General features: G+C 38.3%; 14 protein-coding genes. 12 read left to right on the forward strand and 2 right to left on the reverse strand.

Annotated elements, in window-relative coordinates; translation table 11 throughout:
- The first annotated feature begins 16 nt into the window (after positions 1–16).
- Both AC3G7N_RS00585 and AC3G7N_RS00590 read left to right on the forward strand, forming a co-directional pair.
- Entirely contained in the window at positions 17–841 is an 825-nt protein-coding gene (locus tag AC3G7N_RS00585) for a carbohydrate ABC transporter permease (protein ID WP_489420187.1), read from the forward strand.
- A gap of 49 nt (positions 842–890) precedes the next feature.
- Positions 891–1,859, forward strand: coding sequence for a formylglycine-generating enzyme family protein (locus AC3G7N_RS00590; protein WP_489420188.1), 969 nt, complete (start codon positions 891–893; stop codon positions 1,857–1,859).
- Positions 1,860–1,958: 99 nt separating this feature from the next.
- On the opposite strand, the gene AC3G7N_RS00595 is transcribed toward AC3G7N_RS00590, so the two are convergent.
- Complete coding sequence (locus AC3G7N_RS00595) at positions 1,959–2,762, reverse strand: AraC family transcriptional regulator (RefSeq protein WP_489420189.1); 804 nt, start codon at positions 2,760–2,762, stop codon at positions 1,959–1,961.
- A gap of 194 nt (positions 2,763–2,956) precedes the next feature.
- Between AC3G7N_RS00595 and AC3G7N_RS00600 the strand changes: the two genes are divergently transcribed.
- The 3 genes from AC3G7N_RS00600 to AC3G7N_RS00610 all read left to right on the forward strand — a co-directional run bounded on the left by AC3G7N_RS00600 (position 2,957) and on the right by AC3G7N_RS00610 (position 7,136).
- Positions 2,957–5,131, forward strand: a complete 2,175-nt coding sequence (locus AC3G7N_RS00600) for a glycoside hydrolase family 3 C-terminal domain-containing protein (RefSeq protein WP_489420190.1) — start codon at positions 2,957–2,959, stop codon at positions 5,129–5,131.
- Between the two features lie 113 nt (positions 5,132–5,244).
- A complete protein-coding gene (locus tag AC3G7N_RS00605; RefSeq protein ID WP_489420191.1) occupies positions 5,245–6,318 on the forward strand; it encodes a Gfo/Idh/MocA family protein in 1,074 nt (357 codons plus the stop codon).
- Positions 6,319–6,332: 14 nt separating this feature from the next.
- On the forward strand, positions 6,333–7,136 hold the full coding sequence (locus tag AC3G7N_RS00610) for a sugar phosphate isomerase/epimerase family protein (RefSeq protein ID WP_489420192.1): 804 nt from the start codon (positions 6,333–6,335) through the stop codon (positions 7,134–7,136).
- A 114-nt stretch (positions 7,137–7,250) separates the two neighbouring features.
- Here AC3G7N_RS00610 and AC3G7N_RS00615 read toward each other — a convergent pair whose 3' ends face one another.
- Positions 7,251–8,045 carry a DeoR/GlpR family DNA-binding transcription regulator gene (locus AC3G7N_RS00615; protein ID WP_489420193.1) on the reverse strand — a complete coding sequence of 265 codons (795 nt, stop codon included), beginning with the start codon at positions 8,043–8,045 and terminating at the stop codon, positions 7,251–7,253.
- A gap of 401 nt (positions 8,046–8,446) precedes the next feature.
- Here AC3G7N_RS00615 and AC3G7N_RS00620 point away from each other — a divergent pair, with 401 nt between their 5' ends.
- Genes AC3G7N_RS00620 through AC3G7N_RS00650 form a run of 7 tightly spaced genes read left to right on the forward strand, consistent with a single transcriptional unit; the run spans position 8,447 to position 15,273 of the window.
- Positions 8,447–9,115 (forward strand): aspartate/glutamate racemase family protein, encoded by a 669-nt coding sequence (locus AC3G7N_RS00620; RefSeq protein WP_489420194.1) that lies wholly within the window; start codon positions 8,447–8,449, stop codon positions 9,113–9,115.
- Positions 9,116–10,612, forward strand: a complete 1,497-nt coding sequence (locus AC3G7N_RS00625; protein WP_489420195.1) for an FGGY-family carbohydrate kinase — start codon at positions 9,116–9,118, stop codon at positions 10,610–10,612.
- A gap of 56 nt (positions 10,613–10,668) precedes the next feature.
- Entirely contained in the window at positions 10,669–11,586 is a 918-nt protein-coding gene (locus tag AC3G7N_RS00630) for a class II fructose-bisphosphate aldolase (protein WP_489420196.1), read from the forward strand.
- A gap of 54 nt (positions 11,587–11,640) precedes the next feature.
- Entirely contained in the window at positions 11,641–12,333 is a 693-nt protein-coding gene (locus tag AC3G7N_RS00635; protein ID WP_489420197.1) for a class II aldolase/adducin family protein, read from the forward strand.
- On the forward strand, positions 12,330–13,652 hold the full coding sequence (locus AC3G7N_RS00640; RefSeq protein ID WP_489420198.1) for a four-carbon acid sugar kinase family protein: 1,323 nt from the start codon (positions 12,330–12,332) through the stop codon (positions 13,650–13,652). The genes AC3G7N_RS00635 and AC3G7N_RS00640 overlap by 4 nt, the downstream gene beginning before the upstream one ends.
- The gene (locus AC3G7N_RS00645; protein ID WP_489420199.1) at positions 13,649–14,284 is read left to right on the forward strand and encodes a D-sedoheptulose-7-phosphate isomerase; all 636 of its coding nucleotides are present in this window, start codon (positions 13,649–13,651) and stop codon (positions 14,282–14,284) included. The genes AC3G7N_RS00640 and AC3G7N_RS00645 overlap by 4 nt, the downstream gene beginning before the upstream one ends.
- Positions 14,281–15,273, forward strand: a complete 993-nt coding sequence (locus tag AC3G7N_RS00650; RefSeq protein WP_489420200.1) for an ROK family protein — start codon at positions 14,281–14,283, stop codon at positions 15,271–15,273. Before AC3G7N_RS00645 ends, AC3G7N_RS00650 begins: the two co-directional genes overlap by 4 nt.
- The last annotated feature ends 13 nt before the right edge of the window (positions 15,274–15,286 follow it).

Genomic DNA, 15,286 nt, shown 5'->3' on the forward strand with positions numbered 1-15,286 from the left:
TTGGGGGAAACTTAAAATGAAAAAGAATAAAATGCATCATATACTTCCCTATGCAATTCTATCAATAATTGCACTATTATTTATTGTACCGCTTTTATGGGTTATCTTTGCTTCATTTGATGCGAACGCGACCCAGGTAATAAAGCTTCCAGAAAAGTTCACACTGGACAATTATTCTTCTGTGATTACGAGCCCAGAGAATCAAAGGGCTTTTCTAATTGGCCTTTTATTATCTGGTGGTCAGACTATATTAGTAGTGATTCTATCGATATTAGCGGCGTATCCGCTGTCAAGATTTCAATTAAAAAGCAAGCAAAAGTTTATGGTAGGAATACTATTCATGACTTCGTTACCAATAACAGCAGTTATGGTTCCTGTTTACCAACTTTTTTTATTTTTAAATTTACAGGATTCCTTAATTGGTACATTACTTTTTTTAACTGCTTCTCAGTTACCATTTGGAATTTGGATTATGAAAAATTTTATAGATGGTGTCCCCGTTGAACTAGAAGAGTCAGCTTGGATTGATGGTGCTTCTCTTCTCGGTGGGATACGAAGAGTGGTCGCTCCTTTAATGATTCCAGGAATATTCACGGTTAGTATCTTTGTATTTATTGGAAGTTGGGGGAACTTCTTTGTACCGTACATTCTACTGCAATCACCTGAAAAATTACCTGCTTCCGTAACGATCTACCAATTTTTTGGTCAATATGGATATGCGGCATATGGACAGTTGGCGGCCTACTCAATTTTATATATGCTACCGACTTTCGTTCTTTATTACTTTGCTCAAAATCATATGTCGAAAGGATTTACTATGGGCGGGGCAGCTAAAGGCTAAAGTTAATGTAAAGTGCATGGTTTATTAACATTATAAGAGAGGTTAAAAAATGACAAAAGGAACCAATGAATCTCGTTCTTGTTGTGCTTCAAGTCGATCTGAATTTGAATCAATGGAGTTAAATAGAAACCAACAGGCGCATTTAACTTTTAGCAGTGAATCAAAGCTAACGGACAAAATGGTGTATCTCTCAGGTGGAGAATTTTTAATGGGAACGGATGATTTGAAAGGATTTCCAAATGATGGTGAAGGGCCTGTTCGAAAAATTGTGGTTCACCCGTTCTATATCGACAAGTATACTGTGACGAATGCAGAATTTAAGACGTTCGTAGAAGAAACAGGATATAAAACAGATGCAGAGAATTTTGATTGGTCATTTGTATTTCATCTTTTCTTACCCCTTAAATGGAAAGCTAGAGAAAGGCAATTATCTAATACTCCATGGTGGTTCGCTGTCGAGGGGGCCAATTGGTTTCAACCAGAGGGACCCGGCTCATCGATTGAAAGCAGAATGAATCTTCCTGTCATTCATGTATCATGGAATGATGCTACCGCATTTTGCAATTGGGCAGGAAAAAGATTACCTACAGAAGCGGAGTGGGAGTTTGCAGCTCGGGGTGGATTAGAGCAAAAGAAATATCCATGGGGAGATGAGTTAGTCTCTAAGGGTGGCTATCAATGTAATATCTGGCAAGGACAGTTCCCGACAAAGAACACGGAAGATGATGGCTTTGTAGGGGTAGCACCAGCTCAATCCTTTCCATCAAATGGTTATGGTTTATATAATATGGTAGGAAATGTATGGGAATGGTGCTCCGATTGGTTTGCCAAGGATGCAGATAAATATGGTAGTCTAAATCCTGTAGGGCCTAACAATGGTGAAACAAAGACAATTAAAGGTGGATCTTATTTATGCCACGAATCCTATTGCAACCGCTATCGAGTAGCAGCAAGAAGTTCCAACACAATTGATAGTTCTACAGGTAATATGGGATTTAGATGTGCAACAGATGCATAGCAAGGAGTTTGATTATATGGTTGTGATTAAAAGAAAGAAGTAACTGTCCATGGAAAATGGCGATTACTTCTTTCTTTTTTTGGTGCTTGGCTAAAGTGGTTAGTAATGTTCATTTGAAAAAAAATCAGTAGGTGACATGCCATATTTTTTTCGGAACACTCTGTGAAAGTAAGTATAGCTGCCAAACCCAGATAATTCGGCTATTTGTTCCATTGACATATCGCTATATTTTATGAGTTTGACGGCTGTATTCATACGAATTTCTGTTGCATATTCTATCATTGTTTTTCCAAAGTTTTCTTTAAAAAGATGGGAAGCACGTGAAACACTGAATCCAACATGGTCGGCTACATCTTTTATTTTAAATGACACATTCGAATGTTCTTCAATGTAACTTTTCATAGTCAGTACAGGAAGTGTCGGTTGATTTTTGAATGAATGATAATTCTTCGTCGCATTATCAATTGATAGACATAAAGATCGGTGCAGATAATCAAGTAGTTCCTCATCCTTTTCATAAATACGTCGCTTTTCCAAAATGATTTCTTTCCACAAGACAAGTAGTTTTTTTTCATCGTTGATATGTTTGATGGTCGATCTTTCCATTCTTTGCCACCATTGATCCATCCAAGGACCCTTGCACATAAGGTAATAATCACCACTGTGAATGGATTTTTTTCCTGACTGATCCGTATGCTCGTCGATAATCAATTCACATGCATCGCCGGGCTTATGCAGCAATAAGTCACCTGGAAAAACCTCTTCCATTTCTCCGTTAACTAGTGCAGAACAACGTCCCTCTGTTTGCAAGCGAACAAAGTAATAGTCTAATCCGCTTCGCCAATTAAAATGTTTTCTTTCATTATGGTAAGAGTATTCGCAAAGCAGCAGTTCATTTTTCATTCCATCACCATATTTCTAGTTGAATTGTATATGTCTATTATAAAGCAAATGATTACTGGTGTTATACGTAAGGATAAAATAATTCATATATATAGCAAAATAGTTCATATGAAGTAACTAGGTCTTCCATTAAAATTAAAGTAGATGAATAGTATGCTTTTTTAAATTATTAATTTCTTCGGGAGGTAGTGAATATGCAAGAGGTACCCATTTATCGGAATGAAAAATTAAGCTATAAGGAACGGGCAATGGATCTTGTATCAAGGATGTCGGTGAAAGAAAAGGCTTCTCAAATGATTCATAAGTCTTGTGCAATCCCAAGGTTAGGAATCCCTACCTATAATTGGTGGAATGAAAGCCTTCATGGTGTAGCACGAGCTGGAGTGTCCACCATGTTTCCACAAGCAATAGGTATGGCTGCAACTTTTAACGATGAACTTATTCATCAGGTGGCTGATATTATATCAACGGAAGGACGAGCCAAGCACCACGAGTTTGCTCGAAAAAATGACCGTGGGATCTATAAAGGCCTTACTTTTTGGGCACCTAATATAAATATTTTCAGAGACCCAAGATGGGGAAGAGGACATGAGACCTATGGAGAAGATCCTTATCTAACCGGACGACTTGGTGTTGCTTACATCAAAGGAATACAAGGAGACGATCCAACATACTTGAAAGCTGCCGCATGTGCGAAACACTTTGCTGTTCATAGTGGACCCGAAGATGAAAGACACGAATTTAATGCAGAAGTAAACCAGAAGGACTTATATGAAACATACCTGCCCGCTTTTAGGGATGCGGTTAAAGATGCTAATGTAGAGTCCATTATGGGTGCTTATAACCGTGTCAATGGTGAACCTTGCTGTGGAAGTGAAACATTACTGCAGGATATCCTGAGAGATGATTGGGGATTTGAAGGTCACGTTGTTTCAGATTGCTGGGCTATCGTTGATTTTCATGAAAGTCACGGCGTAACGAATTCGAAGCTAGAATCAGCTGCATATGGATTAAACAACGGATGTGATTTAAACTGTGGTTCGATGTATAAATACCTTCTACAAGCTCATGATGAAGGGTTAATCACAGAAGATGCTTTGGATAAAACAGTAACGAGATTGATGATGACTAGGATGAAGCTTGGAATGTTTGATGACCCAGAACAGGTACCATTTGCGAATATTCCTTACGAGTTGGTTGATAGTCCCAAACATAATCAATTAGCTTTAGAAGTTTCAAAGAAGAGTATGGTACTTTTAAAAAATGAAAATAACACCCTTCCATTAAATAAAAATGAAGTGAAAAACATTGCTGTAATTGGACCTAATGCAGACAGCAGAGCAGCTTTGGTAGGAAATTATGAAGGAACAGCATCGGAATATGTAACTGTTTTGGAAGGCATCAGGGAAAGTGCACAAGAAGGAACCAGAATATATTATGCTGAGGGCTGTGAATTATACCAAAAGAAAAAGAGTGCACTCGATCAACCAAAAGATAGATTTGCCGAAGCTGTAGCAGCTGCAGAAAGAGCTGACGTAGTTGTTATGTGTTTAGGGCTGGATGCGACGATTGAAGGGGAAGAAATGCATGAATCAAATGCGTTTGGTAGTGGAGATAAATTGAGTTTAGATTTGCCAGGGTTGCAACAGGAATTGCTTGAAACTATTTATCAAACAGGTGTACCAATAGTGCTAGTCCATCTTTCAGGAAGTGCGATAGCATTGAACTGGGCTGATGAACATATCCCAGCAATTGTCCAAGCATGGTACCCTGGGTCTCAAGGTGGCAGAGCAATTGGCTCACTCCTTTTTGGTGATTGCAGCCCATCTGGAAAACTACCTGTTACTTTTTACAGAAGTACTGAGGAATTACCTGAGTTCAGAAATTACTCGATGAAAAACCGCACATACCGCTATATGAAAAATGATCCCTTGTATCCTTTTGGTTATGGTTTAAGCTATACGACGATAGAGTATGAAAAGGTAGATCAAGAGAAGACAATAATTAAGTCGAAAGAAAACATTTCATTTAAGGTGAGAGTAAACAATACAGGAACAAGGAGTTCAGAGGAAACTGTGCAAATGTATGTAAAAGATATGGAATCCTCCGAAGAAATTCCAAAATGGCAGTTGAAAGGATTTAAGAATATATCCCTTGCTTCGGGAGAACAAACAGAAGTTTCGTTTACACTTTCTCCTAGAGATATGGCATTAATTAATGAACAAGGTAAACGTGTACTCGAACCTGGCATGTTTGAAGTATATATAGGGGGGAGCCAACCGGATCAAAGAAGCTTGGAATTAACAGGAACCAATAGTATAAAATATGAATTTGAAGTGAGAGGACAGGAAATAGAACTAGAATTTTAATAGGTCTACGAGACAAATCAGTAAGCATTGTTTCTGGGAATTTCATTAATGGAAAATGGTAGATTTAAGTTAAGAATAAAAAATATATAGAAAGTATAAGTGAGGTGGACGAAATGAGACTTTATATCATTGGTGCAGGAGTAATTGCTTACACGCATGCTGTTGCTGCTGGGAAGATATCTGAATCAGTTCAACTAAGAGTAGCAGATACAAATCCAACTGTAATAAATGAATTTCACAAACAGTACCCTGAAGCAATTGTTTTTACAAATGTGCAAGAAATGCTCAACTCAGAGGAAGCTTTGGAGGATGACATTGTGATAGTCGCCACCCCTCCCTTTACTCACTTCGAACTAACAAAATTGTCCCTTGAGTCTGGTCGTCATGTTTTATGTGAGAAACCGCTTGCTATGAACCTTTCAGAAGCAGAAGAAATGACACATTTGGCTGAAGAACACGGAAGGTTATTGGGCTGCTGCAGTGTACGTTTTAAGGGCATGCCACATATGGAAACGGTTAAAAAAATTATTCGTTCTGATAACCTTGGAGATATTTATCATGTAACCTTTATTAACAAATTGGAACGTAGTCGACCAGGAATTGAATACCAGCCAACAAGCCCGTGGTTTCTAGATTCAACAAAAAGCGGTGGTGGTATTCTAATGGACTGGGGGCCGTATGACTTTGTCACGTTAACCGATTTATTGGACCCGGAAGTGATTGACATAACCGCTGCTTGGGCTGCTATGCCAATAACGGGGATTGATCCAGCCACTTCACCATTTGATGTGGAAACTCACATTGGTTCCTTGTTAACATTTAATCGTGGTGATTCTCATCCAATTCATGTACATTACGAACGTGCTTCGTGTACCCATGGAGAGGAATTCATTAAAGCTGAGATTGAAGGTACACATGGTTCGCTTAGATGGACGCCATTTGATTCAAAACAACCAGTTTTTTTACGTTGCGATAAGCAGGGGAAGGTGGTTGAGGAAATAGTAGAAAGCGAAATGGAAAGTGTTTACACCATTTTTGATAATCCCTTATTGCACTTTTATCGAAAAGTAAAAGGGAAAAAGTCACACGCCAATGTTAATCAACGAGCGCTCAACCATTTCCGTTGTCTGAAGGCACTTTATGATGTTGTGGAAACTGGACAAAAACAATCAATTATTATGAAATAACTGGAGGATTTATCTTGAACATACGTGGCTTTTCAACGAATATGTACGGCTGGACGGAACGCTGGAAAAAGGATGGAAAAACTCCTGACTGGGGAGAAATATTTTACGCTTGTGCTAAAGCTGGTCTAGATGCCGTAGAGATTGACCCAGATACGGAAAAACTTAAATTAGCCCGTGAAAATGGGTTGGCTGTATCAGCTTCCTATGTTGGCCTTCCCTTACACATGCCCTTTGACACATTGGAAATAGAACATACGGTAATGCCATTTGCTGAACGTTTGGCTGCTACAGAAGGTACTGATTTACTCATAAACGCGGACCCGATAAATTGGAAAGAACCAGTTACTAAATCAGAAGATGATTTTAAGTTGCAGGGGGAGAACCTATCTCGTATATCTGAACTTGTAACTCCAATGGGATTAAAGGTGTGTATGCATAATCATGCTGCCGATCATCACCATGCATTTGGAGATCTACGGTCAGTTGTCCAGTATGCAGATGAACACGTAGGATTATGCGTAGACTCTGGTTGGGCCCATGTCGCTGGTTGTAATCCCATTGAATGGGTCAATACGTATTTTAGTCGGGTATATGCTTTCCATTTACGTAACCAAAAAGGAAATGTCCCACATGAAGACTTACTCGAAGGTGATATCGATATAAAATCCTTATTAAATAATAAAGTATTGGATCGATACAACGGATGGATCGCACTTGAATTATGGCATCCAGAAGCTACTAAGCCAACTAGAACAATGACAGAGGATGTTCAACGCTCACTAGATTTTTTAAAGGATATCCTTCATAAAAAAATCTAATAGAGTAGACTTTATATAAGTCGAGCCTCTATTATATAAAGGTTCGACTTATGATAAATTGAGATCCTTCAAATAAGGTCCAATTTAAATCATTCGTTCAGTTAATAGTATTTGCTAGTCACCTATTGTTTCTTTTGTAGAGACTACGATAACCTCAACACCAGCCTTTTCAATATTGTGTAGTACTTCTTCATCTGCTTGATCACTCGTAATGAATATATCAACATCATTAAAGTGACAAAATGAAGTGAGGCCAGCTTTTTGTAATTTACTGTGATCAGCAAGCACAATTATTTTTTGTCCTGCTGCCACCATAGCTTTTTTCATTTCAGCTTCATATAAATCTGAACTTGTAAATCCCTGGCGTAATGAAATTCCGGATGCACCTAATAAAACATAATTAGCATTGTATTTTCTTAGTTCAGCTTCTGCCTGTGGTCCGACAGTACTCAACGAATTTCTTCTTAGTTTTCCACCAAGAAGATAGACGGAGGCAGATTCGTTTCTAGTACATTCTTCAGCAATATTCATGGCGTTCGTGATAATTGTTAATTTCTCTTTCTTTTCTATATGTTTACTTACATGCCATGTTGTCGTGCCGGCGTCAAGAATTAACGTTTGTTCTGCACTTATTAGTTCAGCAGCTCTTTTTCCTATCAATTCTTTTTCTTGATAAAACTGTTGGTGCCTTTTATGGATAGGTAAAACAATCTGATTAGGGGCTTGTTTTTCAATTAATATGGCGCCACCGTAATTTTTATCTAAAAATCCTTCTTGTTCAAGCTGATTTAAATCACGACGGATTGTCTCTTCAGAAACGTTAAATTGTTTAACAAGATCAGAAACTTTTACGCTTTTGTTTTTTAATAATAATTCCTTAATAGTAATTTTTCGTTTAGCAGCAATCAATATATAAACCTCATTTCTCTTTTTTATTTATTACCTTCTTTAACATAATCATTTATATAAAGTCCAACTAATACCACAATAATAAACTATAATTGTGTAAAGTGGGCAAAAGAACATCAAGTTTTTTCAAATAAATGTAATTGTACCGTTTAAGTTATGTAATATAACAAGTTACATAAGTATGTATCTATGTAAGTATATCGTTTTTTACATCAATCTTTAAATAAAAAGTTTTATTTACTTGATACGTTATTTACTTGATTAACGTGTAAATTACCTATCTAATATCAATTTAAATGTTGACGAGTCGTTAGTTTTGTTTCATAATTAGTTAAAAACAACAACAATGTTCAATAACCCACAAAATACCACTGTAGTTGCAAATGGAAAAGGAGGATATTATGAAAAACAAAATTGCAATTGTACACACCACACCTTTAACGGTTGAATCTTTAAAGAAACTAGCAAACGATAAAATTCCGGAATATGACATCGTAAATTTTGTTGATGATTCCATCTTACCTCAGCTCAAGGAAAATGGAGGAAATGTTGCTGAGGTTGAAGACCGATTAATCCACTATATGAAGTTTGCTGAACAAGTAGGCGCTGCGGTAATATTGAATGCTTGTTCATCGGTTGGGGAGATAGTTGGCAAAGCACAAGAAAAGGTAACAGTACCAATTGTGCGAATAGATGAACCGATGGCTGAAAAGGCGGTAAAAAGCGGTAACAATATTGGGGTAGTTGCTACGCTTGCTACGACATTAAATCCAACGATGACTCTGTTAAAAAGAAAGGCCGTTGAACTTGATCAAACAGTGGAATTTCATTCGAAGGTAGCAGAAGAATCCTATCAACTTTTACTGGCTGGTGATAAGGAAGGTCATGATGCTACTTTAGCAAAGGTATTATCGGAAATGGCAGAAAAAGTAGATGTGGTCGTTTTGGCGCAAGCATCTATGGCGCGTGTTGTATGTACGTTGCCTGAAGAACTGCAGAATAAGTTCTTATCGAGTCCGGAATTAGGCATGGAAAGAGTTCGTCAAACGTTGGAAGGAATCACTAACTAAATGAGTTTACTAGGAATTGATATTGGTACCACACATATTAAAGTCGGATTATTTGAATATGATGGGAAATTAGTTCGTTTAGCTATTTATCAAAACCAAATTTACAAAGATAAACGAGGGCACTCTTATTATAAGGCTAACGAAATGTGGAATAAGGTTATGTGTGCAATTCATGAAGTAACAGCTAATCAACAGCCCGCGATAGCGGCCATTGGGATAACGAGTATGGCTGAAAGTGGTTTGTTACTAGATCCTCAAACGGGAGAATATCGTTCTCAGGTCATTCCTTGGTTTGATCGTAGAACGGAGAATGTTGCAAATGATATAGAGAAAGAATTGGAGCCAATCGAGCGCTTTAAAAAGACTGGGCTACGCAATAACTATAAGCATGGATTAGCGAAGTTAGTATGGTTAAAACAAGAAAATCCTGATCAATTGAAAAATGCAAAATGGTTATCGACTTCTGATTTCATTGCATACAAATTAACTGGGGAAATTGGTACCGATTTTTCCCTTGCTGCCAGAACTTTTGCTTTTCGAATTGATCAGAAACAATGGGATATACCTTGGATTCATCATTTTGGTCTTCATCAGTCATTGTTTCCAGAAGCAAGGCCAAGTGGGATGAAAATGGGTGAGATCTACTCCGATGATTTTAAGCATATTGGTTTAAAAAAAGGTACTCCTGTTACTGTTTCCGGTCATGATCATGTTTGTGCTGCACTGGCGGTAGGGGCAGTAAAACCAGGTATTGTATCTGATTCGATTGGAACTGCTGAAACATTGGTGGGTTCCTTTCCGGAAAGAAAACTAACGGAACAAGATTATGAATCAGGATTTAACTTTGGGCTCCATTTACTTCCCGACCGTTTGTTTTGGATGGGAGCTATTCAATCTTCAGGGGGATCAGTGGAATGGATAAGAAATCAACTCTCTCATGAACCATTATCCTATGAAGAGATAGGGTCACTTTTAGATGACACGCCAAATGAACCGACCGGTATTTTGTATTATCCATATTTATCTGGAAGTGGATCACCGCAAGCAGATCCTCAAGCGAAAGGTGCTTTTATTGGGTTGAAGTCCACCCATCGTAAAGCTGAGTTAGTAAGGGGACTTTTAGAAGGAACTGCTTATGAGTTTGAATACATGAAAAGAACAATTGAATCGTTAGAAATTTCTAAACTATCCACATTGATAGCAGTAGGTGGTGGAACAAAGAACAAGCATTGGATGCAAATTAAAGCAGATGTTTCCAATTGCCCATTAACGATTCCTTCCATATCAGAGGCAACCTTGCTAGGGGCAGCGATAACTGCTGGTTTAGGGTGTGGCGTTTACAAAGATGAAAATGAAATCATACCGTATATCGCCTGTAGTGAGGGCTATGAAATTCATCCAAACAGCACCAATCATCAAAGGTATAGTCGGATATTTGAAGAAGGGTATCTACCTCTGCAACAACCACTAAGGAATTTTTATCAAAAAGGTTTATAGCATGTATCGAACAGCGTTGTGCGTATATAAAATAGGTTTGAAAAGGGGTTTTTTAAATGAATCATGTAAAAAACAAAAATGTCGTTACTTTAAAAAAAGCTTTAGAACAGGCTGAAAAAGGAAACTATGCGATTGGGTCTTTTTCTGCAAGGTATACAGATATGATACTACCTATTTTAAGAGCTGGACAAAAAACACAATCACCAATTATTGTACAAATCTCTCAAAAAGAATTAGAGCGATATCACATTACCCCATTTGAAATTGGGGAAGTCTTCTATCAAACAATGAAAGACGAAACTATTACAATTCCAGTTGTACTGCATTTAGACCATACAAAAGATTTCCAAGTAATTAAGGATGCGATTGAAGCAGGCTTTACATCGGTTATGATTGATGCATCTGAACATCCACTGGAAAAGAATATTGAGATAAGTGCAAAAGTTGCTGCGTACGCTCATTCAAAAGGTGTATCAGTGGAGGCAGAACTCGGCATGATTGGAACAACAGATTTTGTAGAAACAGATCGTGATGAAGAGTTGTATACTGACCCGGAAGAAGCGCTACAGTTTGTGAATGGAACGAAAATAGATGCTCTGGCAGCTTCAGTAGGTACCGCTCATGGTGTTTATAATGTGAGAAAACCAACTGTTGATTTGGAACGATTAAAAGCTATTCGTTCTTTAACGCCTGTACATCTTGTTTTACATGGTGGTTCTGGAGTACCGGCTAAAATGATCCAAGCAGCTATGAAACTACCAAATGGGGGAATTAGCAAAGTCAATATTGCTACTGATTTGGAACTTAGCTTGCTAGCCGCTCTTGGCAGGGAAGAAAGAATGACGAACAAAGAATGTAAAGCTTTGCCTGATTCTGAAAAAAGGCGTGGGCAGCATGCAGTAGAACAAACAGTCATCGAAAAGATTGAAAACTTCTTAACTAGTGCACAACATGTGAAAGATTTTCAGTTATAGATTTCTAACGTTGTTCATTTATATGAAGCTCATGTGGCTTTAGCTATTATAAAAATGAGTAAACATAATGGAGTGAAATTACGCATGTTAAAGAAAAGTGAAATCAACAAGCAATTACAAGAAGTTGGCCGCTATATGATGGATAATCAGTTAGCATGGGGAAATGCCGGGAACATTAGTGCGAAATCATCAGATGATCGTTTTTTTATTACGGCTAGTGGGACGTACCTTGGAGAATTGGGACCGGATGATCTTGTCGAATGTTCCTTTGATGGTAGTAGAAATGAAGAGGGAAAAAAACCTTCCAAAGAAGTACCTATGCACCTAGCTGTGTATCAACAACGTCCTGACGTAAATGCTATCCTACATGCATCGCCTTTTTATAGCACATTAGTTGCAAGCTCTAACAAGGATATTCCTTCTGAATGGTTTGTGGAATCTATGTATTATTTAGAACGTGTTGAACGTGTAGCGTATCATCACCCAGGTTCAGAAGCATTAGGAAAAGCTGTAAAGGAAAAGGCATCCAAAGCTAATATTTTATTGTTGGAAAATCATGGGGTCCTTGTATTTGATACCAGTATCAAAGAGGCTCGAATGGCTTTGCAAACGCTTGAATATACTTGCCGGATGATGATTACGGCCATGAGTGCTTCCGTGGATCTTGAACAAGTTCCGCGAGAGGTAGTGCATGACTTTCTTCATAACTCAGGCTATAAACCAAGAAGAAAGTGGGATGAAAAATGATAGGTGTTATAGCAGATGATATTACTGGTTCAAACGATATTGGTGTGATGTTCAGTAAGTCTAGTTATCTAGCTGATATCTATAGTTACCATTCATCTGTATTACCACAAATAATGGAAGGCACTACAGATGTCCTAATATTTGATACGGACTCCAGACTAGATGATGCAAAAACAGCGTATAATAAAGTTTTTAACGCAACGATAGATATACAAAAAGCTGGAGCAGTTCAATTTTTTAATAAAACATGTTCTGTTTTTCGTGGGAATATCGGTGCCGAGTTTGATGCTATGTTAGATGCTTTGGAAGAGGAGTTTGCGATTGTTGTGTTAGGATTCCCTAAAAACGGAAGAACAACAGTAAATGCTACCCATTACGTTTATGGAGAGAAACTGGAAAGCTCACAGTTTAAAGATGATCCTATCCATCCAATGATAGAATCTGATTTGGTGAAGATTTTGCAATCTCAAACGAAACGAAAAGTAGGGTCGATTGACCACTCTGTAATCGAGCAAGGACCGAAAATAATAAAAGAACATATTCGAAAAATGAAAGATAAGCAAGAGGTTAACTATGTTATTTTGGATGTAACGAATCAAAATGATCTACATGAAATTGCAGAAGCGGTCTATCAAGAAAGAATTATTTGTGGAAGTTCTGCTCTAGCGGAAGAACTACCCAAGGTTCAAAAGAAACGAGAGGCAAGAATTAACACCCTTCCACTGCCAGATATAGCAGCGGACAAAGGCCTCTTTTGCGCAGCGGGAAGTCTTATGCCTCAAACCTATGGACAGATAGAATATATGCGGAAAAACGGAAATATCGTTTTAGAATTGGATACACTTTCTCTCATTAAAGCTAGTGACAGGCCGAGAATGGTCAATCACCAAACAGATATCATCATACAACATATAAATGATGGCAAAAATGTTATTCTTCATACGTCAAATACTTCTGAAAAGATTAAGACCACAAAAGAAGAAGGCACAAAACATGGATGGAGTAATACAGAATTATCACGGTTAATTTCGGAAACGATCGCTGCGATTACTTCCATAGTGATCGAGCGAACCGGACAACATCGCTTTGTGATTGCTGGTGGTGATACATCAGCAACTGTTTGTAAGACCCTTCAAATACGAGGAATGAGAGTGTGGAAAGAAATACAACCCGGATTGCCATCCTGCCTTTCCCATACAGACCCTTCCTACTTGTTCGTGCTTAAATCGGGAAGTTTTGGTAACACAGAATTTATCGAAAAAGCATTTAATCATTTACTTGATATTGGAAATCAACAAGGAAAGGATGAATTGGCATGAATCAAGAAGTTGAAAAGTTAGTAGATAAATACCCTGATCTAACACCGTGCGTACCAGATATTGAGCGAGCCTTTGACCTTTTAGTAGCGAGTTATCACCAAGCGGGGAAGCTTTTATTGTGTGGCAATGGTGGTAGCGCTGCCGATTGCGAACATATAGTAGGCGAGTTAATGAAAGGGTTTACACTACAACGTCCGGTTGATCCGGAATTTAAACAACAGTTAATGAGCGTCGATTCATCTGAAGGTAGTTACCTGGCTGAACATTTACAACAAGCGTTACCTGCCATATCACTTGTAAGTCATTCGGCACTTACGACCGCGTTCGTAAATGATGTAGCAGCTGATATGGTGTTTGCCCAACAAGTATATGGTTATGGCGATCAAAAGGATATCTTGCTGGGTATAAGTACTTCTGGAAATTCAGATAATGTGCTGAAGGCTCTAAAGGTGGCAAAGGCTATGGGACTTAAAACGATTGGTTTTACTGGGGAAAATGGAGGCAAGATGAAAGAGATTTGTGATGTTTCCATTTGTGTACCATGGCAAGAAACTTTAGATATTCAAGAAAGACACTTACCAATCTATCATACGCTTTGTATTATGCTAGAAAAGGAGTTTTTTAAATCATGACCATATTAGCAGGTTTGGATATTGGCGGGACTAAATGTGCGGTGCTCTTAGGGAAGTTAGTAGGAGAAACCATCGAAATTATGGAAAGGAAGCAATTTCCTACACCTGAAACGCCAGAAAAAGCAATTAATGAAATGACAGAAAAGCTAGATCAGCTCATTGAAAAGTATCAGGTATCAGACTTGGTTGCAATCGGCGTTAGTTGTGGTGGGCCACTAAACAGCCGTCAGGGTGTCATCCTGTCTCCACCAAACTTACCAGGGTGGGATACTATTGAAATTGTAAAATTGCTAGAAGACCGTTATCACATCCCTGTGGCACTACAAAATGATGCCAATGCAGGAGCAATGGCAGAGTGGAAATGGGGTGCTGGTAAAGGTACGGAAAACATGATTTTTCTTACATTTGGTACTGGTATGGGTGCGGGACTGATTTTAAATGGACAGTTATATTCTGGTACAAATGATTTGGCTGGTGAAGTAGGGCATGTTCGATTGGCAGATGAAGGCCCAGTAGGTTTTGGGAAAGCTGGTTCCTTTGAAGGCTTTTGTAGTGGCGGGGGTATTGCAAGACTTGCTGCTAACATGGCTGAAAAAGCGATTAAAGAAGGGAATCCACCGCAGTACTGTCCGTCCTTCGATCAATTAAAGGATATTACAACAAAAAAAGTTGGAGATTCGGCCCAAGCAGGCGATGAACTGGCACTTGAGGTATTTTCAATTGTCGGCTTTCAATTAGGGAGAGGGCTTGCATTTCTCGTGGATACGTTAAATCCAGAAAAAATTGTAATCGGTAGTATTTATGGAAGGCAACAAGAGATATTAGAACCACTAGTGTTAAAAGAATTAAAAAAAGAAGCGATTTCTATATCCTTATCGGTTTGTGAGGTCACCCCTACAGGACTTGGGGAAAGTATTGGAGACTTAGCAAGCTTTTCTGTTGCCCTTCTTGCATTGGAAAAGGCACAAAACAAACACATGAACGCTTAAAGGAAAACCTCTT

Source organism: Virgibacillus carmonensis, from assembly GCF_057836705.1.